20 protein-coding genes and 1 riboswitch are annotated in these 18037 nt (G+C 67.4%); of the genes, 7 read left to right on the top strand and 13 right to left on the bottom strand.

Annotated features, from left to right (window positions below):
• Positions 1–64 precede the first annotated feature (64 nt).
• Positions 65–757 (bottom strand): SAM-dependent methyltransferase, encoded by a 693-nt coding sequence (locus AC1DN2_RS07365; RefSeq protein WP_476849802.1) that lies wholly within the window; start codon positions 755–757, stop codon positions 65–67.
• Positions 754–1779, bottom strand: coding sequence for a class I SAM-dependent methyltransferase (locus tag AC1DN2_RS07360; protein ID WP_476849801.1), 1026 nt, complete (start codon positions 1777–1779; stop codon positions 754–756). Before AC1DN2_RS07360 ends, AC1DN2_RS07365 begins: the two co-directional genes overlap by 4 nt.
• 215 nt (positions 1780–1994) lie before the next feature.
• Between AC1DN2_RS07360 and AC1DN2_RS07355 the strand changes: the two genes are divergently transcribed.
• Both AC1DN2_RS07355 and AC1DN2_RS07350 read left to right on the top strand, forming a co-directional pair.
• Positions 1995–2312 carry a hypothetical protein gene (locus AC1DN2_RS07355; RefSeq protein WP_476849800.1) on the top strand — a complete coding sequence of 106 codons (318 nt, stop codon included), beginning with the start codon at positions 1995–1997 and terminating at the stop codon, positions 2310–2312.
• Between the two features lie 344 nt (positions 2313–2656).
• Positions 2657–4561 (top strand): DEAD/DEAH box helicase, encoded by a 1905-nt coding sequence (locus AC1DN2_RS07350; protein WP_476849799.1) that lies wholly within the window; start codon positions 2657–2659, stop codon positions 4559–4561.
• Positions 4562–4683: 122 nt separating this feature from the next.
• Here the strand turns inward: AC1DN2_RS07350 and AC1DN2_RS07345 are convergent, their stop codons facing one another.
• The 6 genes from AC1DN2_RS07345 to AC1DN2_RS07320 all read right to left on the bottom strand — a co-directional run bounded on the left by AC1DN2_RS07345 (position 4684) and on the right by AC1DN2_RS07320 (position 8965).
• On the bottom strand, positions 4684–5334 hold the full coding sequence (locus tag AC1DN2_RS07345) for an MBL fold metallo-hydrolase (RefSeq protein WP_018774115.1): 651 nt from the start codon (positions 5332–5334) through the stop codon (positions 4684–4686).
• A 21-nt stretch (positions 5335–5355) separates the two neighbouring features.
• The gene (locus tag AC1DN2_RS07340; RefSeq protein WP_476849798.1) at positions 5356–6366 is read right to left on the bottom strand and encodes an aldo/keto reductase; all 1011 of its coding nucleotides are present in this window, start codon (positions 6364–6366) and stop codon (positions 5356–5358) included.
• Positions 6367–6554: 188 nt separating this feature from the next.
• A complete protein-coding gene (locus tag AC1DN2_RS07335; protein WP_476849797.1) occupies positions 6555–6941 on the bottom strand; it encodes a DMT family transporter in 387 nt (128 codons plus the stop codon).
• Between the two features lie 20 nt (positions 6942–6961).
• Positions 6962–7285, bottom strand: a complete 324-nt coding sequence (locus tag AC1DN2_RS07330) for a DMT family transporter (RefSeq protein WP_028275448.1) — start codon at positions 7283–7285, stop codon at positions 6962–6964.
• A 9-nt stretch (positions 7286–7294) separates the two neighbouring features.
• Positions 7295–7361: riboswitch (guanidine-III (ykkC-III) riboswitch) on the bottom strand.
• A 22-nt stretch (positions 7362–7383) separates the two neighbouring features.
• A complete protein-coding gene (locus tag AC1DN2_RS07325; RefSeq protein WP_476849796.1) occupies positions 7384–8145 on the bottom strand; it encodes a cache domain-containing protein in 762 nt (253 codons plus the stop codon).
• 79 nt (positions 8146–8224) lie between these two features.
• Positions 8225–8965, bottom strand: a complete 741-nt coding sequence (locus tag AC1DN2_RS07320; RefSeq protein ID WP_476849795.1) for a FadR/GntR family transcriptional regulator — start codon at positions 8963–8965, stop codon at positions 8225–8227.
• Between the two features lie 237 nt (positions 8966–9202).
• On the opposite strand from AC1DN2_RS07320, the gene AC1DN2_RS07315 reads away from it, so the two are divergent.
• The 4 genes from AC1DN2_RS07315 (at position 9203) to AC1DN2_RS07300 (ending at position 13378) form a co-directional block, all read left to right on the top strand.
• Positions 9203–10279, top strand: a complete 1077-nt coding sequence (locus AC1DN2_RS07315) for an ABC transporter ATP-binding protein (protein ID WP_223917157.1) — start codon at positions 9203–9205, stop codon at positions 10277–10279.
• A gap of 87 nt (positions 10280–10366) precedes the next feature.
• Positions 10367–11554, top strand: coding sequence for an ABC transporter substrate-binding protein (locus AC1DN2_RS07310; protein ID WP_230009677.1), 1188 nt, complete (start codon positions 10367–10369; stop codon positions 11552–11554).
• Positions 11555–11622: 68 nt separating this feature from the next.
• A complete protein-coding gene (locus AC1DN2_RS07305) occupies positions 11623–12552 on the top strand; it encodes an ABC transporter permease (protein ID WP_223917155.1) in 930 nt (309 codons plus the stop codon).
• A gap of 13 nt (positions 12553–12565) precedes the next feature.
• Positions 12566–13378 (top strand): ABC transporter permease, encoded by an 813-nt coding sequence (locus tag AC1DN2_RS07300; RefSeq protein ID WP_476849794.1) that lies wholly within the window; start codon positions 12566–12568, stop codon positions 13376–13378.
• 10 nt (positions 13379–13388) lie between these two features.
• Here AC1DN2_RS07300 and AC1DN2_RS07295 read toward each other — a convergent pair whose 3' ends face one another.
• Complete coding sequence (locus AC1DN2_RS07295; RefSeq protein WP_476849793.1) at positions 13389–14039, bottom strand: HutD/Ves family protein; 651 nt, start codon at positions 14037–14039, stop codon at positions 13389–13391.
• A gap of 122 nt (positions 14040–14161) precedes the next feature.
• On the opposite strand from AC1DN2_RS07295, the gene AC1DN2_RS07290 reads away from it, so the two are divergent.
• Entirely contained in the window at positions 14162–14764 is a 603-nt protein-coding gene (locus tag AC1DN2_RS07290; protein ID WP_476849792.1) for a phosphoribosylanthranilate isomerase, read from the top strand.
• A gap of 31 nt (positions 14765–14795) precedes the next feature.
• Here the strand turns inward: AC1DN2_RS07290 and AC1DN2_RS07285 are convergent, their stop codons facing one another.
• The 4 genes from AC1DN2_RS07285 to AC1DN2_RS07270 all read right to left on the bottom strand — a co-directional run bounded on the left by AC1DN2_RS07285 (position 14796) and on the right by AC1DN2_RS07270 (position 18034).
• Positions 14796–15509, bottom strand: coding sequence for a hypothetical protein (locus tag AC1DN2_RS07285; protein WP_476849791.1), 714 nt, complete (start codon positions 15507–15509; stop codon positions 14796–14798).
• A 98-nt stretch (positions 15510–15607) separates the two neighbouring features.
• Entirely contained in the window at positions 15608–15787 is a 180-nt protein-coding gene (locus AC1DN2_RS07280) for a hypothetical protein (protein WP_026538140.1), read from the bottom strand.
• Complete coding sequence (locus AC1DN2_RS07275) at positions 15784–16161, bottom strand: hypothetical protein (protein ID WP_243180632.1); 378 nt, start codon at positions 16159–16161, stop codon at positions 15784–15786. Before AC1DN2_RS07275 ends, AC1DN2_RS07280 begins: the two co-directional genes overlap by 4 nt.
• Positions 16151–18034, bottom strand: a complete 1884-nt coding sequence (locus AC1DN2_RS07270; protein WP_476849790.1) for a hypothetical protein — start codon at positions 18032–18034, stop codon at positions 16151–16153. The genes AC1DN2_RS07275 and AC1DN2_RS07270 overlap by 11 nt, the downstream gene beginning before the upstream one ends.
• Positions 18035–18037: the final 3 nt, after the last annotated feature.

Here is an 18037-nt window from a genome sequence, read left to right as displayed (position 1 = left end):
GGGCCGCCTGAGGCAGCGGCCCCGCGGGCCATCCAGACAACGGCCCGACAGGCCGTTGGGCTGTCTACTGGGCGGCCAGGCGCGTGGCCCGCAGCACGGCATCCGTGAGGGACACTGCCTCGCCGTCGGGCCCGTCGGCGCTGCGACGCCGGCTGTCCAGGACCTCGGCACGCCACATCGGCTCCTCGATCCGGAGTTCCCGGGCAAGGTCCTCGGCCGTGAAGAACTTCTCCGGAGTATGGTGCGCGCCCCACGGAGGCAGCCCGTCGGGGTGATGGCCGACGATCAGCAGCGTCCCGCCGGTCCGCACCGCGGCCGCGGCGAGCTGCAACGCCTGCTGCCACGGCATCTGGGTGGAATGCAGGAACTGGGCCGTGACGAGGTCGAACAACCGGTCCGGGACCCATGTGGCAAGATCCTGCTGCACCCACTCGATGGTGGCGTCCTGGCCCCGTTCCCGGGCGTGGGCGGCCGCACGCTCCAGGGCGACGGCGGAAACGTCCAGGCCCGTCACTCTCCAACCGCGGGCAGCAAGCCATATCGCGTCCGCGCCCTCGCCGCACCCCAGGTCCAGGGCCTCGCCGGCAGGAAGGTCCGCCACCTCGGCGACGAGTTGCGGATTCGGCTCCCCGCTCCACATCCTGGACCGGCTGCTGTACTTTTCATCCCACAGCCGGGCTGCGGAACCGGGCGCCGCATCCTCGACCGCCGCGTGTTCGGCGGCGACATGCCCTTGGCTGCGGCTGCGTTTTGTCATGGTTTCCCCTCATCACGGCGGTTCGCCGGGTTTCGCTGTTTGTTTTCAGGCACGACGGCGGTGACGAACCCTCCCGGCGCGGACCGCCGTCGGGTCTCCCTGCCGAAATTCCTGTGCTCCTCAAGGACCAGTCCGAAGCACCCAACAAAGTCCGCGGCGCTCTTCCTGGCCGGGGGAGTGTTGTCGATCCCAAAGGTCAGGGGCTCGCCGACGAACCTCGCGGCAGCCCGCGCATACCGCATGTAGGGCGATCCCGAGGTGATCGTTTCCCTGGAAAAGTAGTCGAAGGCCACGATGCTGCCCGGGGCGGTGCCGGCGATCCTGCGCAGCGTCGCCTCGACGGAGGCGCGGTCCAGGTACATGGTCACCGCTTCCCAGAGGAACAGTGCGGGCCGGTTCGGGTCGAAACCGGCTGCGAGCAGCTTCTCCATCCAGTCCTCGGTCTCGAAATCGGCGGGTACGTACGTGGCCAGGCGCGTAGAGAGGCCCGCTTTTTCGAGCATCGCGAGTTTGAAAGCCTGGGTCCGGGGCAGGTCGAGTTCAAAGCAACGCACCCGGTCCCCGGGCGCCAGCCGGAACGCCCGGGTGTCGAATCCCGCCCCGAGGATCACGAGCTGGTCGATGCCCCCGCGATGCCGTTGAACGGCCGCGTCATAGAGGCTGGTCCGTGCTGTCGGCTGGTGGCGCATCGGTGCCGGCCCCGGGTACGGATAGCGGTAGAGCCTGGGCACGTAGCCCGTGATCAGGTGGGCGGCGAGCGTGGGGGCGGTCTCCATCTGGATGCCAGTCGCGGACACGTTCGGCAGAACGGCCATGAGCCGGGCCGCGGGGACATCCGGCCGTGTCCCCAGGCGGTGCTGCATCCAGCGCGTGTAGAGGGATGCGAGCAGCGTGGCCGACGTGCCGGTGCGCCGGCTGTAGGCGAGCATCCCGGGGACGGACGTGATGTAGCCGGCCGCACTCAAGGGAAACAACGCCAGCTGGATGACCCGAAACAGGCCAGCGGAGACTATTCCCGGCATTGCGTCCGACTCCCCTCACGGGCCGCCCCTCGTGCGGCCCTTCCCGCCCACCATGGTCCTCCCGGACGTAAGGGCGGTCAATACGCCGTCCGGGCTTCCGTCCGGGCGCCGCGCAGGCGGACGGACACGTGGAAATCACGCTCCGGAAACCAATCTGAAACCTGCGTCATGAATGCTGGGCACAAGACATTGAACGCTGGGGAAGGGCAATGACCATGGACGTTGACGAAGCACGGCAGATCCGCAGCTCGGCCGAGTTGAACGTGGGGGACGAGATCGAGGCGTGGCACAACGGGAAGCTCTTCCACCGGGGCCCGGTGACCCAGACCGTCACAGGCGGGGACCTGTTCTGGATCCTCGATGCCCGGACGGGGACCCGCCGCCTCATCGACGCCGAGGCGCTCGTGATCCTGCGGCCAGCCGACCGGGGACCGGCCAAAACGCCGTCACGGGCGGCCGTCAACACATCCGCTCATGCATCCGCCCAGTTGTCCCACATGCCGCTGTTCCAAGCCCCCAGCATGGCGGGCTAGGGGCCGGGCCGGCCGTCACGGATACGGGACCCGGGCCTGCCGGGTGGTAGGCTAGTGGAACTTGATGTGCAGTGATGCCCACTTTTGATTTGGTTGACCGGCTTCGGTCCATCAGCCGGATCCCTGCCGGATTCCTTCGGGAATCCGCACGCAGGCAGTGGGATTTTTTCATGTGAGAGGCACATCCTGCGTCGATGAACGCGTTCCATTTGGTCCCGGCGGCCGCTTGCTGAAGTTTGGCAACAGCCCGGTTGATCACCTGACTTTTCTTCGGCGAACCCTTGAGCCAACCGGCATCGGGGGCCGATATCCGCACGGATACCGCCTGAAAGACTTTGAAACACATGACTACATTTGCTGCCCTCGGCACGCCCAAAGCACTTGCCGACACCCTGACCGCACAGGGGATCGTGGAGCCCTTCCCGATCCAGGTCAAGACCCTTCCCGACACCCTGTCCGGACGCGACGTCCTGGGCCGCGGCCGCACCGGCTCCGGCAAGACCATCGCATTCGCCATCCCGCTGGTGGCACGACTCGCAGAGCGCGAAGCCAAGCACTTCCGCAAGCCCGGCCGCCCGATGGGCCTGGTCCTGGCTCCCACCCGCGAGCTGGCCACGCAGATCAACGCGACCATCGAGCCGATGGCCAAGGCCATGGGCCTGACCACCACCGTGATCTACGGCGGCATCTCCCAGGCCCGCCAGGAAAAGGCACTGCGCGCCGGCGTCGACATCGTCATCGCCTGCCCGGGCCGCCTGGAGGACCTGATCCGCCAGCGCATCCTGACCCTCGAAGCCGTCGAGATCACCGTCCTGGACGAGGCCGACCACATGGCCGACCTTGGCTTCCTCCCGGTGGTCAAGAAGCTCATGGACATGACCCCCACCCAGGGCCAGCGCCTGCTGTTCTCCGCCACCTTGGACAACGGCGTGGACAAGATCGTCCAGCGCTACCTGTCCAACCCGCTGACCCACTCCGTGGACGACCCGCAGGCCGCGGTGACCACCATGGAACACCACGTGCTGGTGGTCAACGACCAGACCGTCAAGAAGCAGCTGATCGTCGAGCTCGCCTCCGGCGCCGGCCGCCGCGTGCTCTTCATGCGCACCAAGCACCACGCCCGCAAGCTGGCCAAGACCCTGACCGACGCCGGCATCCCCGCCGTCGATCTGCACGGCAACCTCTCGCAGAACGCCCGTGACCGCAACCTGGCCGAGTTCTCCTCCGGCGATGTCCGCGTCCTGGTGGCCACCGACGTCGCGGCCCGCGGCGTCCACGTCGACGACGTCGAACTGGTCATCCACGTGGATCCGCCCACGGAGCACAAGGCGTACCTGCACCGCTCAGGCCGTACGGCCCGCGCCGGTTCCGACGGCACCGTGGTCACGCTGACCCTGCCCGAGCAGCAGTCCGACGTCAAGAAGCTGATGAAGGCCGCCGGCGTCGAGGTCAACTTCGAGCGCGTCACCGCCAACTCCCCGCTGGTTGCTGAACTGGTCGGCGAAATGGCCGACAAGATCGATCCCCGTACCCGTGCCGCCCTGCTGGCAGCCAAAGCCGCCCAGCACGGTGGCGGCACCTCCACCGGTGCCAACGCCGAGCGCAAGCGCGCCCGCCGCACCACCCAGGCTGCACCCACCGCGGGTGGCCGTGGTGGCCGTGGCGGACGCGGACGGGTGTCCGCCGAGGCACCGCGGACCGACCTGCCGCGCGCCGAGCGCCGCGCCGTCGCCTACGAAGGCAAGGCTGCTGCCCGCAACGCCGCCGACCGTGTCGCCGAGCAGAACCAGGACCGCGCAGATGCCGAGCGCGCCGAACGCCGGAATGCGCGTGGCCGCGGCCGCACCACCGCCTATGCGCACCACAACGATGTTCCGGCCGCCGGCGGCCGTGCCGCAGCCGGCCGCGGTTCGGACGGACGCGCCGCAGACGGACGCAGCGACGCCCGGGGCGCTTCGGCTCCCCGCAGCGGAGCACCCCGCACAGGTGGCGCTCCCCGCACCGGCGCTTCGACAGGCGGCCAGCGCAGCGGACGCCCGGCAACCGGCCAGCGTGCAGCTGCCGGCGCCAAGTCCGCCAGCAGCAAATCCGGAGGCAGCGCGGCGGTCTGGTCCTCCAACACCGGTGGCACCTCGGGCGGATCCTACGCCGGCGGCGGCAACGGCCGTTCCGGTGAAGGACGTCCGGCCCGCGGCTCCGGCCCCCGCCGCGCGTCGGCTCCGGCCTCGAACGAACGCCGCGGCCGCTAAGGTTCCGGTTCTCAGCTACGCAAAATAGCTGGCGCTACGCAAACGGACGGCCGCTACGGGAATCCCCGTAGCGGCCGTCCGAAAGCGCAGCGGTTGTCCAAAAACGCCGCGAAAAGCTGAAGCTACCAGCCGCGGGCGCGCCACTCTTCCAGGTGGGGCCGTTCCGCGCCGAGGGTGGTGGGCTGGCCGTGTCCAGGGTGCACCACGGTGTCATCCGGATACACATCGAACAGCCGCTCGCTCACATCGGTGATCAGCTGGGCAAAGCGCGCCGGATCCTTCTGTGTGTTGCCTACCCCGCCGGGGAACAGCGAGTCGCCGGAAAAGATGTGGGCCGGGCCTTCGGGGTCCTGGTACACAAGGGCGATCGAACCCGGTGTGTGGCCGCGCAGATGTACAGCCGTCACGTCGAAGCCGTCGAAGTTGCCGACGTCCCCGTGATCCAGCAGTACATCCACCGGCACCGGCAGCTCCGGGGCATCCTCTGTCCCGGCCGCCGTTTTTACGCCGGTGGCTTCCACCAGGCCCGGCAGCGCCCGGACATGGTCCCAGTGCTGGTGGGTGGTGGCAACCAGCGCCAGCTTCGGCGTCGCGGAAGTATCCGCGGCGGCGTCCGCGAGCAGCCCCTGGATGGCGGCCAGATCATCGGCCGCATCGATCAGGAGCTGCGCGCCGGAGGCCTTGGCCGTGAGCAGGTAAACATTGTTGTCCATCTCGCCGACCGAAATCCGGCGGATGGTGATGTCACGTAAAGAGTGAATGAGCGAGTCCATGGGCATCAGTCTACGGAGCCGCTATTCACGGCCCTGGGACACCCAGTTGGGGTCCGCGGCGCGGGAACCGACGACGGCGTCCGCGGCGGACTCGAGCGTCCTCAGTTGCGCTGCGGTGAAGTCGAGGGCCAGGGCGCCAAGGTTTTCGTCGATCCGGTCCGCCTTGCGGGTGCCGGGAATGGGGACCACGGGCAGTCCCAGCTGGCGGCCCCGCGCAAGCAGCCAGGCCAGCGCCACCTGGGCAGGAGTTGCAGCCTGCCCGGCAACGCTCAGTTCCGCAGCGACAGCCTGCACGGCCGCCACCACGCCCTGGTTGGCGCTGGCAGCGTCCGCCGCGAAACGCGGGATGTTGCGGCGGAAGTCGTTGCTGCCCAGCGTCGAGGCGTCCACGGTGCCGGTGAGGAATCCCCGGCCCAGCGGCGAATACGGCACAAATCCCACCCCGAGTTCGGCGGCGGCAGGCACCACGTTGCGTTCCACGTCGCGGCTCCAGATGGACCATTCGCTCTGGACCGCGGCGATCGGGTGGATGCGGCTGGCCTCGCGCAGCTCCTCGGCCGTCACCTCTGACAGGCCCAGATGCCGCACCTTGCCGGCCTGTACCAGCCCCGCCATGGCCTCCACGGTTTCCACTATCGGAACGCGGAGGTCACGGCGGTGCAGGTAGTACAGGTCAATGGTGTCGGTGCCCAGCCGTTGCAGGCTGCGGTCCACGGCCTGCCGCACGTAGGCGGCGTCGCCGCGGATGTCCGTGTAGCCGGCCGACGGTGTGCCCACGAGGCCGAACTTGGTGGCCAGCTGGACTTCGCCGCGGCGTTCCTTGAGCAGCCGCGCGATCAGCTCCTCGTTGCTGCCGCCGCCGTAAATGTCCGCCGTGTCGATGAAGCTGACGCCGGCGTCCACCGCGTGATGCAGGGTCCGCAGGGCCTCGGCCGGGTCCACCTCGCCGTAGACAGGGGTCAGGGCCATACCGCCGAACCCCAGGGGGCTGACCATCAGGCCGTCGCCGAGCCGGACTGTTGCTGCCGTCATCTTGGTCTCCATTCGCGCACTGAATAGTTCCGTAGGACTTCCGTCCCTGCCAAGAACCCCAGGATGCGCGCGGCTATTCCGGCAGCTATTCCGGCCCTGTTATCGGCCGGGCAGACGATTCTCCCCACCTTTGACCGTTGCGCGGCCGGCACGACGGCGCGCCGCAGGGGACACGCCGTCGTACTGCCCTAAACGTGGGGAATTTCCGCAGGGGAGGCCGGCCGGACAGCGCCTTGTGCCGGTTCCTCTGAGTCCGCCGTTGGCGGGAGGAGCTTCAGGCCCGCCGCGCATCCGACGATTCCGGCGATGAACAGCAGCTTGAGCGGACTGGCCGGTTCGACGCCGGTGGCCATCGCCCAGCCGACCGTCAGTGCAGCGCCGATCCCCACCCAGATGGCGTAGGCGGTGCCGAGCGGAATGCGCTTCACGGCCAAGCCGAGCCCCACCATGCTGAGGGTGGCCGTCACGGCGAACACGAGGGTCGGCAACGGGCGGGAGAACCCGTCGGACAGGCCCAGTGCCGTGGCCCAGACCGCCTCCAGCACAGCGGAAGCGAGCAGAATCACCCATGACATTGCAGCTGGTTTCATCATGGTCACGCCACCAGCTTCAGGCCGGCGACGCTCGCGGCAATCCCGCCAAGAAGCAGGATCCGTGCCGCCGTCGGGCGCTCAACCTTGGCGGCTATCGCGTAGCCGGACGTCAGGACGACGCCGACCCCCACCCACACGGCGTAGGCCGTTCCGGTAGGGATGGACTGCATGGCGACGGCGAGCCCGCCGGTGCTGGCGAGGACGGAAACGAGGAAAACGAGGGCCGGGACCAGCCGGCGGCGGCCCCTGGCCTGGGCGGTCCGGTGCAGGGCGGCGGCCCAAACGGCCTCCAGCGCCCCGGAAAGAATGAGTATTAGCCACGACATGACAGCTCCTGTGGCCAGTCTTGTCGCGTGCCGGGTACTGAACCGTCGTCCGGAGGCCTGGAAGAGGGGCCTTGGCCTCCAAGTCTAGCAAATCGGCATCAGAGCCCGACGGCGTCGCTGCAAAGAGTGAACGTGCGCCCCACGGGGTACTGCGCGCACGGCTCGTTCGGCGCGGTAAGGTCGCCGGCGTCGATATCGTATGCCGCCGACACGATGGCCCGGCCGTCGGCATTGGCCAGGGTGGCCCGGCCGCCGATCCGCCGCAGCGCCGCCATGGCTCCGCGTTCCAGGCGCTGAACTGTCACGTCGATGCCCACGATTCCCGCGACCGGGCCGTCCGGGCGGGTAAACACCGGGTGCGTGAAGGTCAGGACGTACTCGTCGGTGCAGAGGAAATCCACGTAGGGCCCGGTGACGTGGGCCCGTCCTGTTTCCACGGGGATCCGGAACCACTCGGCCTTGACGTAGCGGCTGATGGAGTTGGGACTGAAGTTGGCCAGCGCGTCGACGTGCTCCAGATCCGGGCCCTGCCACCAGGCGATGTAGCTGCGCCCGGGCCCGAGCAACCCGGCGTTGGCGATGAACCCCGCTCCGGCCGCGTAGCCGCCGGGCAGCTGCACCAGTTCCTCGACCACCGGACGGATGAGCTTGTCCACGGCCGTGCCGGTGACTTTGCCGGACATGGCGGCCAGGCCGGCCCCGGTGTCAGCGGCCCACTCCGTCAGGCAGTGCTCGATGCCGGCGATGGTGGCGTCGAGTTCGGCTGCGGCCAGCTGGGCCGCCTTCTCAACAGCGCCGGGTTCGGCCGGCGCTGCCATGGACGCTGCGGTGGGGCCTGCGGTGGAGGTGGTTTCGGACATCGGTGCTGCCTTAGCTCGAAGGTGCCGGACATTTGCGGTCAAAGATGGCCACGATCGTGGCTCCGGGATGCGGGTGCGGTCAAAAGCTCTTGGCCTGCTCGGTCAGCAGCCAGTCGGTGGTGGCGGAGATGAGGGCCTTGACCCCCGTTTCGGCGGCCCCGGGGTCGTGGGTCTCGATGGCGGCCGCCACGTCCCCGAGGATCACGGCGGTGCGTCCGCGGTAGCCGGTGTCGGCGCAGGGCAGCAGCGTGAGGGTGCCGAGATCTGCCTGCAGCCGGATGAGCTCCCGGGCAAGCCGGGCCGAGCGGGCAATGGCCGCGACTTCCAGCAGGAACTCCGAGAGGGCCAGACGCCAGCTCAGGGAGTCATCGTCGGCTGCGGGGATGAATGAGCGCAGCGTGGCGATGTCGGCGGCGTCGGAGCGGCGGGCCGCCACGCCCGCGCAGGCCGCGGCGATCGCCTGGTAATGCAGCGCGAGGTCCCTGATCTGCAGCCGGCTCAGCTCATGCAGTTGCGCCAGGGCCCGTTCCCGGGAGGGCAGCACGTCGTCGGCGATGAAGCTTCCGCCGCTGCGGCCGCGCGCGGTCCGGATGATTCCCGAGGCACGCAGCTGGGAGAGGGCCTCCCGTGCCGTTACCGCGGACACTCCGAGGGCCGCGGCCAGCTCGGTTTCGTTCGGCAGCCGCTGGCCGCTGGTGAGCAGCCCGGTCTCCACGGCCTGTTCGATCCGGCCGCACACTTCATCCACAAGCCCGCGTGATTTGATCGGCGTGAACACCGCCGCCAGGCTCCGGGAGGCGCCCGTGGGCGACAACACCATTCGGGCCTCCCTTCCCTCCGGCGGTATCCGCCCCGCACCGGCCGTGCATCCCTGCGGCTTCCGCGGTGCCGCCGCGCGTCGCCCGGGCTGATGACATCCTAATCCGGGCTTTGCCGGAGGGTCTATACACAAAACCTATGGAGTAATAGCATTTGGCCCAGCAGCCCAGTGTGGACTGGATCACATTCGGTTGCGTGGTTCCTGTGGACGATCCGGCAACGGAGTAAGGCGCACCCCATGACCGAAACACTGGCCGCCGGCACCTCGACCGGAAAGGAAGAGGTTCCGGCGATCCGTCTGCGTAAGCTCACCAAGGTCTTCGGGGACACCGTCGCGGTAAATGGCGTGGACCTGGACATCCGCCACGGGGAATTCTTCTCCATGCTTGGCCCGTCCGGCTCCGGCAAGACGACGGTCCTGCGCCTGATCGCCGGCTTCGAGCTGCCGACGTCCGGGAGTATCGAACTCGAGGGCAAGGACGTCACGGCCATGGCGCCCTTCCAGCGGGACGTCAACACCGTATTTCAGGACTACGCGCTGTTCCCGCACATGTCCCTCGTGGACAACGTCGCCTATGGGCTGCGGGTGCGCGGCATGCCCGGGAAACAGCGGCGGGAGCGGGCCAGGGAAGCCTTGGACCGCGTCCAGCTCGGGAAGTTCCTCGGCCGCAAACCCGCCCAGCTCTCCGGCGGCCAGCGGCAGCGCGTTGCCCTGGCCCGGGCACTGGTGGTCGAGCCCAAGGTCCTCCTCCTGGACGAGCCGCTCGGTGCCCTGGACCTCAAGCTCCGGCAGCAGATGCAGGTCGAACTCAAGGAACTGCAGCGCTCGCTGGGTATCACCTTCATCTTCGTCACCCACGACCAGGAGGAGGCCCTGACCATGAGCGACAGGATCGGCGTGTTCAACAACGGCGGCATCGAACAGATCGGCACCGCGCACGAAATCTACGAGCGCCCGGGCGGCATCTTCGTGGCCAACTTCGTCGGCACCTCCAACATATTCGACGCCGGCCAGGCCCAGACGATCTATGGCCGGCCGGAGCCGCTGTGCATCCGTCCCGAGCGGCTGCGCGTCGCCTGGGCCGGCGAACCGGAGCGCCGTTCCGGCACCACCTCCCGGCCCGGGACAGTGACGTCGTTCGTTTACGTCGGGCACGCCACCCAGGTGCGGGTGCAGCTCGACGGCGGACCCGCCGTCGTCGCGCTCGTTCCGGAAAAGCTGCCCGGCAGCGACACCGATCTGGTGAACGGGCCCGTCACGGTCAGCTGGGACGACGACGCCGTCGTTTGGCTTCCGGTCCCCGGCACTACCTGACGCCGGGCCATGCCGGGCGGGGTTGCCGTCCGTGCCGCGGCGCAGCGTTCCAGTCCAGAGTTTTCTCCACAGCGAAAGGTACGGATCATGGCACCAAGAACTAAGGCCTCCCTCGTAGTCGGGGTGGTCGCGGCCGCAGCGCTCGCGCTGTCGGCCTGCGGAACCAGCGGCGGATCGGGTTCTGCACAGTCGGCGCAGCCGGTCAAAACCGAGATCGGCACCGGTGAAGGCCAGGTGTCCATCCTCGGATGGCCCGGCTACGTCGAGGATGGCAGCAACGACCCGGCCGTCGACTGGGTGCATCCGTTCGAACAGGAAACCCAGTGCAAGGTCAGCTTCAAGCCGTTCGGCACCTCGGACGAGGCCGTGACGCTCATGCGCACGGGACAGTACGACGTTATCTCGGCCTCCGGGGATGCGTCGCTGCGCCTGATCGCCGGCCAGGACGTGCAACCGGTCAACATGAGCCTGCTGAAGAACTACCCGGACATCTACCCGTTCCTGAAGGACAAAGCCTGGAACACCGTCAACGGCGTCAACTACGGAATGCCCCACGGCTGGGGCGCCAACCTGCTGATGTACTCCACGGACAAGGTCGCCCCGGCGCCCGCCTCCTGGAGCGCTGTGTTTGACGACGCCGCCAAGAACACCGGCAAGGTCACGGCCTACGACTCGCCCATCTACATCGCCGATGCCGCCATGTACCTCATGGCCCATAAGCCGGACCTCGGCATCAAGAACCCCTATGCCCTCGACAAGGACCAGCTGGCCGCGGCCGTCGACCTGCTCAAGCAGCAGCGCACGCACATCGGCGAGTACTGGAGCGACGTCGTCAAGGAGGTCCAGGCGTTTACGTCCGGGAGCACCGTGGTTGGCACCACCTGGCAGGTGGGGGCCAACATCGCGACGGCAGACGGCGCCAAGGTCGCAACCCTGGTCCCGGACGAGGGCGCCACCGGCTGGTCGGACACCTGGATGATCGGCTCCAAGACCAAGAACCCGAACTGCGCCTACAAGTGGCTCGACTACATCGCCAGCCCCAAGCCGAACGCCCAGGTGGCGGAGTACTTTGGCGAATCGCCGGCCAACGCGAAAGCCTGCGAGCTGACCAAGGATCCCAACCACTGCCAGACGTACCATTCAGGTGATGCGGCCTACGCCGACAGGATCTGGTTCTGGACCACACCGGTGGCCGAGTGCCTCGATGGCCGCAAGGACGTCAAGTGCACCGACTATTCGGAATGGACCAAGGCCTGGACGGAAATCAAGGGTTGATTCCGGCTCTGCCGCACCAAACCCTTACGAACGAGCCGGCCCCGGGGGCCGGCAGAGATTAAGGCGAGATGGCACTTCATACGCAACAGCTGCCGCCCGGGGCGCCCGGTGATGCCGGGGCCGTGCCACGGGCGAAAACCAACGCCTTTTCGGCGTTGCTGCACCGCTCGCCCCGGCTGAGGCTGGCGGCCCTGCTCACCGCCCCGGCGGGCTGGCTGGTGCTGGTGTACATCGCCGCTTTGGCGGCACTGCTCATCACCGCGTTCTGGACCGTGGATACCTTCACCGGGGAGGTGTCCACGGTCTGGACCACGGAAAACATCGTCACGGTCCTGACCGATCCGGTGTATCAGCGGATCACCCTGCGGACATTGTGGATCGCCGTGGCGGTCACCGTGATTGACATGATCCTGGCACTGCCCATCGCGTTCTTCATCGCCAAGGTCGCTCCCGCCCGCTGGGAGAAACTGCTCGTTGTGGCCGTGCTGATGCCGCTGTGGGCAAGCTACCTGGTCAAGGCCTACGCCTGGCGGAATGTCCTGTCCGAGGGTGGGCTGCTGGAGTGGCTGGGGACCCCGATCGGCCTGTCCTCGCCGGGCTACGGCGAAACCGCCGTCATCCTGACCCTGTCCTACATCTGGCTGCCGTACATGATCCTGCCGATCTACGCGGGCTTTGACCGGGTGCCCGACTCCCTGCTGGAGGCCTCCGGGGACCTGGGCGCGAAGCCGCTCACCACCATGCGCCTGGTCATGCTTCCGCTGCTGGTCCCCTCCATCATCGCGGGCACGATCTTCACGTTCTCCCTGTCGCTGGGCGACTACATCACTGCGCAGATCGTCGGCGGGACCACCCAGATGCTGGGCACCGTGATTTACGCCAACGTCGGAGCGGCCAACAATCTGCCGTTCGCCGCCGCGGTATCGCTGGTGCCGATCGCCATCATCATGTTCTACCTTTTCGTCGTCCGCCGCACCGGCGCCCTGAACAGCCTGTAGTGCGAGGAGCATCATGAGACTTTCCCGTAGCGCCAAGGTGGTCCTGGGCATTGTCACGGCGCTGGTGTTTTTGTTCATCTACACACCGCTGCTGCTGGTGGTGGTGAACTCGTTCAACGCAGACCGGACTTTCGGCTGGCCGCCCAAGGGCTTCACGCTGGAATGGTGGGGCAAGGCCTTTGACTCGCCCGGCGTCAGGGAGGCCGTCGTGTCCTCCCTGTGGGTGGCAGTCGTATCGACCATCATTTCGCTGGTGCTGGGGACGCTGCTGGCGATCTCATTGCAGCGCTATGAGTTCTTCGGCCGTGACGTCATCAACCTCCTGGTCATCCTGCCCATCGCGTTGCCCGGGGTTGTCACGGGCATCGCGCTGAACAACATGTTCACCACGATCCTGGGCGTCCCGCTGAGCCTGTGGACGGTGGTGATCGCCCACGCCACGTTCTGCATGGTGACGGTGTTCAATAACGCCATTGCTCGGCTCCGCCGCACCAGCGCCGGCCTCGAGGAAGCCTCCGCCGACCTCGGCGCCGGTGTTTTCACCACATTTGGCTTGGTGACCTTCCCGCAGCTCCGCTCCGCCCTGCTGGCCGGCGGCCTGCTGGCCTTCGCGCTGAGCTTCGACGAGATCATCGTTACCACGTTTACGATCGGGGCCGGCGAGACCACGCTGCCGATCTGGATCCTGCAGAACCTCTTCCGTCCGAACCAGGCTCCCGTGGTCAATGTCGTGGCGGTCGTGCTGATCGTGGTCTCGATCGTCCCGATCTGGCTCGCGCAGCGGCTGTCCGGGGACTCGGTGCGTGTCGGCGGCGCCCGGGTGTAGGCGGACAGCGCTATACGGTGCCGGGTTCCGCAGGATCGATCGAGATGACAGCCAGGAATCCGCGGCCCACGATTTCCGGTGTCGCGGTATCGGCGCCGAGGACGGCGTCGTAACGGTTCAGTTCGAGTCGCTCCGGCTCGGGGGCGACGGCGGCCGGCCCGGTGGGAGTGCCGCCTGCAGTCCCGGGGCTGACGGTTCCCTGCCCCTGCAGGAGGATGCCGAGTTGGCCTGCGAACACCGGATGGGCACGCTTCTTGGACAGCTCGACGATCGAGGTGTAGCCCTTGAAGGCGCCGTTGCGGGTGATGACGTTCAGATCCCGGATGTCGCCGGTGGGCAGTGCCCCCGCCGAGTCCGCGTCGCCGGAGAACCGGAACGGCCGGTACTTCTCCAGCGGATGTTCGGCCCCGTCCACGCTCAGCAGCAGCAAGTCGCCGTCAATCACTGTCAGTACACGGTCCATCCCGGCGTACGCGGAGAAGGGGCCCGCCTTGGAGACTTCGGCAATGCTGACGCGCCAGTCCCAGGCGTTGTCCTGCCCTGTATCTTGCGGGGCGGTCCGCAGGGACGGGGTCCTTGGATGGCGCGCCACTTCGCGCGTCACCCCGCCGCCGTTGCGCCAGGGGTGGGCTTTGAGCTCGGCATAGCGGATGATCTCCATGGCCTCAGCCTATCGGCCCGAGGCGCCGGCGGGGGCTGCGCACGCTAGTGCCGACGCAAAGTCGGCGGCGGGGGCCCGGCCTTGCTAACGTCGGAGGCAGGAAGCGCCCAGAAGGAGCCCGAATGTTTGTCAAAGTGTGCGGCCTGAGCACCCCGGACGCGGTCCGCGTCGCGGCGGGCGCCGGCGCGGACGCCGTCGGCTTCGTCCTGACCCGCAGCCCCCGGAAGGTCACGCCGGAACAGGTCAGGAACCTCCTCGCCCACGTCCCGGACGGGGTGCCCGCGGTGGGGGTGTTCCGGCACGAACCGGCCGCCGACGCCGTCGCCGTCGCCCGTGAGGCGGGCCTGGTCTGGGTCCAGCTCCACGGGGACCGCTCACCCGCCGACGTCCGGACAGTGCACGACGCCGGGATGAAACTCATCAGGGCCGTCACCATGGCCGCCGCCGCGGAGGCCTTCAGCGACTGGGACGAGGATTTGCTCCTGATCGACGCCGCCGTGCCAGGCTCAGGCGAGGCCTGGGACTACGGCTCGGTCCGGGCCAAGGCCCTGACCGGACGCAAGTGGCTGCTCGCCGGCGGTCTCGATCCCGCCAACGTCGCCCGGGCAGCGGCGGAGGCCGGGGCGTGGGGTGTCGATGTGTCCTCCGGCGTCGAGTCGGCGCGCGGCATCAAGGACTTGGCCAAGATCGGGGATTTCGTGCGGGCGGCCAAAGCGCCTGAATGAGGCTGGGCCGCCCGCGGACCATCTGAGGGGGCTAGGAGCGTTTGATGATCACGTCATCGATGTATTCGTCGCCCTTTTGCCGGTTGTGCTCCGCCCCGAGCTGAACCTTGCTCAAGGTGCTGCCGAGCATGCTGACGCTCGTGCTGCTGTACTTCTGCACGCCGTCGAACCACACCTGGATTGTTGACTTGCTGCCGTTCGCGGTCACCCGCATGGACACATGGTGCCAGGCGCTCAGGGAGATGCTGCTGGAGATCAGCTTCGTGTAGACAAAGGTGCCACTCGGTGACGTGACCCGGAGCCACAACTGCCCGTTGCTGTTGTAACGGTAGATGTCCGCGACACGGGTGGATCCGGAGAAGAACCGGAAGTACGGGACGTCATTGCCGGAAACGCCGGCAACAGTGATATTGAACCAGCCGTCTGCGTACGAGGTCTTGGTCCCCGAGGAAAACGTCGGCGAGGAGAGGTTTGCGAGCGAGCCGGAATCGGTGGTCACGTGCAGCTTGGCTGCCTGCGTCCCGGTATGCGGCCGTGAGCTGGATATCGTTGCGGTGCCGGAGCCGGACACCTTGGGGACGAGGGTGCAAAACCCGCCCTTCTCGAAACTGGTGGCGACTACAGCGGTGCCCGGATAGGAATTTGTCGGGATGGTACCGCAGACTGGGTCCGTCGCGGCCGTAGCTGCCGGGGCGGAACCGAAGACGAGGGAACCGGCTACGAGCATTCCGAGCGTCCCAACCATGCTGAGTGTTCTAAGTTTTCTCATTGAAAATACTTTCCGTGATTGGTTCGACTTGTTGGTGTCCGCCCGGTACCGCGGCACCGGGCGGACGGTTTCTGTCATGCCAGCTGCGCCAGATGCACCAATTGCATGACCACCGCGACGCCGACTATGGCCAGCAGGGCTGCCGTGGTGATCACCACGGCGCGCGGGAGTGCCTTGTCCGGCTGCAACACGCGAAGCACATCGCAGCTCACGAGGGCCGTCATGGTGGCCAGTCCCGTCAGGAAGATGATCATTTCGCACGCACCAGGGCACGCTTTGGCCGCTTGAGCTCAATGCCCAGGAATACGAGGGTCAGGGCCGACAGGAGGCATACAGCCGCCGGCGGTGACCAGAGACGTGCGTAGATCATCGCCGTCGCCACGAGGGTGGACATCGCGAGGCTGAAGGCGATTGCGATGGCGATGCTGAGGGGAAGCGCGCCAGTTGCCTGGGCTGAGCGCGGGGGGTCGAAGCGGAGGAGCAGCACCAGCGCCGTTCCAGGCCCGGCCAGCATCAGCAGGCCTATCACCGCCAGGCGCAGGCCCTCGGGGCCGACAAACGAGAGCGGTATGGCTGCTACGGCGACGGCTGCCGTCGCATAGCTCACGTAGCTGCGTTCAGTTGCCATTGCTAACTCCTTCGATGTGAAAAATCACGCCGCCTGCGTTTTCAAAAACCTTTGTCCAGCCCGGACTCGTGGCGCATGTGGCGGTAAAACGTTGAAGGTCGCCGGTGGGAGTCGAACCGCGAAGTTCGGCTGCCTCCTGCTGGCTTTCGGTAACGATGAGGTACGCGCCCGCTTTGTGGGCGATCTGGTTGGCCGCGTCACAGCTGAGCGGCGCGGCGTTGGGAATGGGCTCGGCAGCAACGAGCGCCCGGTAGTCGTAGTCCGCGTAGTGCTGGTATCTCCACGGGGTGTTGCGAACTGCCTCAATGAGGACCGAACCGGTGGGCGCAGTCGCATAGAGGTGGTTCACTAAGGCGATTTCGTCGTCGTTGAAGCTTTCCATGCCGTCATTTCCGTAACGGGAGACGACAGTGGCTGTAGCGAGCACCGCGCCCATCAGCAGCAGCGCAAGGGCCCGGCGCAGGCTCAGCCCCGCGGCACTGTCTGACATCAGTGGCAGCACCGCCAGGCAGACGGCGAACGGAAGGCTGAAGAGATACAGGCGCAGAAGCAGTTCACCGCCATAGGGCTGGAGGGGAATCAGGACCAGCGGCGCCAGCGCCGCGGCCGCGGCCGCCAGCCACGGTGCCTTCCGCCGGTAGCCCACTATGGCGCCGGCAACGGCGAGCACCCAGACCAGCGCAACCTCGGCCATGCGCGTATAGACCACGAACATGTGGGCGTCGCTGCCTGAAACCCTGCTGCCCAGCGCGCCGAGGCTGTTCGCACCGATGTCACCGAGCGAGCCGAGCAGCTGGCCGAAATGTCCCTCCACGAATGTGGAAGCCGCAAAGAGCAGCCAGCCGACGGGCAGGACCACGGCCAGGACCGGCAAGAAGCGCAGCCGGAGACGTCCGGTCAGCAGGAGCGCGGCCAGGATGGGGATCGCGGCGAAGGGGCTGAGCTGGTGTGAAGCCGTCATGGCAAGCAGGATCAGTGCGCAGACCACCACGAGAATCGCCGTGTCAGCCCGGTGCGGTTCCGCGGCGCCATACCGCGGGACCGAGCTGTCCAGTTTGCTGACACTGCGGGCAAGCCACCGGGAGAAGCGGGTGCGCTCCGTGGGCCAGGCCCAACCGCCGAAGACGCTGAGCAGGCAGGCAATCAGTGTGAGCAGGAGGAGGAACGAATAGGCCTGTGGTGACAGGTAGTCCTGTCCAATCCAGCTGGCCACGTAAAAGATCCAGACAGCCGCCCAGGCCTGGCGCGGATTTGCCGTCAACCGCCGGGCCAGGGCCAGCAGTGGTGCGAGCAGGAGGATGTTGATGCCCACCGGCGCCCAAGTTGCGATCCCGAAAAGATCCTTGGCGCCCGTCGCCCCGGAGAGCATTCCCAGCACGTTGAAGAATCCTGGCCAGTTGAAGTAGGCGTCCAGGGTCGGATCCAGCTGGCCCGATTGGCTAATGGTGTCCGCAATGCCCAGATGCCGGAAGCTGGCCTCGAGCCGGGGCAGGCCATGAATGATGGGGTCAGCACCGTCGAGGAGAACCACTGTGACCAGGAGCTGCCAGGTGAGAAGCGCCGGAACCAGACGGCGGAGGCTCAGCGACGCAACAAATCCGGCGAGGCTGAGCGCGAGCGCAACGAAATAGGCCGGCGGGAGGGCATCAATCAGCCCGGCCCCGCCGATCTGAAAAGGATTGACCTGGTTCATGCTCCACACGCCGAGGGTGAGCGCGGCCGCGGCTGCCGCGGCCAGGGCACCGATGTGCCACGACGGCGTCAGTCCGAGGTTGCGGTGGGTGGGCGGCTTAGCACCGCCGACGTGCGCATGCGCCTCATGCCGGTGGGTGGTGCCCACAGGGAGGCTTGTTGCCGTTTCGTGTGTCATCATTTC

It is taken from the genome of Arthrobacter sp. 01L42, assembly GCF_056400005.1.
The sequence above is the reverse complement of the archived record's forward strand: the minus strand, read 5'-3'. Positions and strand labels throughout refer to the sequence as shown.

Excerpts from the sequence above, each read along its gene's own strand:
- AC1DN2_RS07365 (WP_476849802.1), bottom strand. The coding sequence starts at position 757 with ATGACAAAACGCAGCCGCAGCCAAGGGCATGTCGCCGCCGAACACGCG.
- AC1DN2_RS07360 (WP_476849801.1), bottom strand. The coding sequence starts at position 1,779 with ATGCCGGGAATAGTCTCCGCTGGCCTGTTTCGGGTCATCCAGCTGGCG.
- AC1DN2_RS07355 (WP_476849800.1), top strand. The coding sequence starts at position 1,995 with ATGGACGTTGACGAAGCACGGCAGATCCGCAGCTCGGCCGAGTTGAAC.
- AC1DN2_RS07350 (WP_476849799.1), top strand. The coding sequence starts at position 2,657 with ATGACTACATTTGCTGCCCTCGGCACGCCCAAAGCACTTGCCGACACC.
- AC1DN2_RS07345 (WP_018774115.1), bottom strand. The coding sequence starts at position 5,334 with ATGGACTCGCTCATTCACTCTTTACGTGACATCACCATCCGCCGGATT.
- AC1DN2_RS07340 (WP_476849798.1), bottom strand. The coding sequence starts at position 6,366 with ATGACGGCAGCAACAGTCCGGCTCGGCGACGGCCTGATGGTCAGCCCC.
- AC1DN2_RS07335 (WP_476849797.1), bottom strand. The coding sequence starts at position 6,941 with ATGTCATGGGTGATTCTGCTCGCTTCCGCTGTGCTGGAGGCGGTCTGG.
- AC1DN2_RS07330 (WP_028275448.1), bottom strand. The coding sequence starts at position 7,285 with ATGTCGTGGCTAATACTCATTCTTTCCGGGGCGCTGGAGGCCGTTTGG.
- AC1DN2_RS07325 (WP_476849796.1), bottom strand. The coding sequence starts at position 8,145 with ATGTCCGAAACCACCTCCACCGCAGGCCCCACCGCAGCGTCCATGGCA.
- AC1DN2_RS07320 (WP_476849795.1), bottom strand. The coding sequence starts at position 8,965 with ATGGTGTTGTCGCCCACGGGCGCCTCCCGGAGCCTGGCGGCGGTGTTC.
- AC1DN2_RS07315 (WP_223917157.1), top strand. The coding sequence starts at position 9,203 with ATGACCGAAACACTGGCCGCCGGCACCTCGACCGGAAAGGAAGAGGTT.
- AC1DN2_RS07310 (WP_230009677.1), top strand. The coding sequence starts at position 10,367 with ATGGCACCAAGAACTAAGGCCTCCCTCGTAGTCGGGGTGGTCGCGGCC.
- AC1DN2_RS07305 (WP_223917155.1), top strand. The coding sequence starts at position 11,623 with ATGGCACTTCATACGCAACAGCTGCCGCCCGGGGCGCCCGGTGATGCC.
- AC1DN2_RS07300 (WP_476849794.1), top strand. The coding sequence starts at position 12,566 with ATGAGACTTTCCCGTAGCGCCAAGGTGGTCCTGGGCATTGTCACGGCG.
- AC1DN2_RS07295 (WP_476849793.1), bottom strand. The coding sequence starts at position 14,039 with ATGGAGATCATCCGCTATGCCGAGCTCAAAGCCCACCCCTGGCGCAAC.
- AC1DN2_RS07290 (WP_476849792.1), top strand. The coding sequence starts at position 14,162 with ATGTTTGTCAAAGTGTGCGGCCTGAGCACCCCGGACGCGGTCCGCGTC.
- AC1DN2_RS07285 (WP_476849791.1), bottom strand. The coding sequence starts at position 15,509 with ATGGTTGGGACGCTCGGAATGCTCGTAGCCGGTTCCCTCGTCTTCGGT.
- AC1DN2_RS07280 (WP_026538140.1), bottom strand. The coding sequence starts at position 15,787 with ATGATCATCTTCCTGACGGGACTGGCCACCATGACGGCCCTCGTGAGC.
- AC1DN2_RS07275 (WP_243180632.1), bottom strand. The coding sequence starts at position 16,161 with ATGGCAACTGAACGCAGCTACGTGAGCTATGCGACGGCAGCCGTCGCC.
- AC1DN2_RS07270 (WP_476849790.1), bottom strand. The coding sequence starts at position 18,034 with ATGATGACACACGAAACGGCAACAAGCCTCCCTGTGGGCACCACCCAC.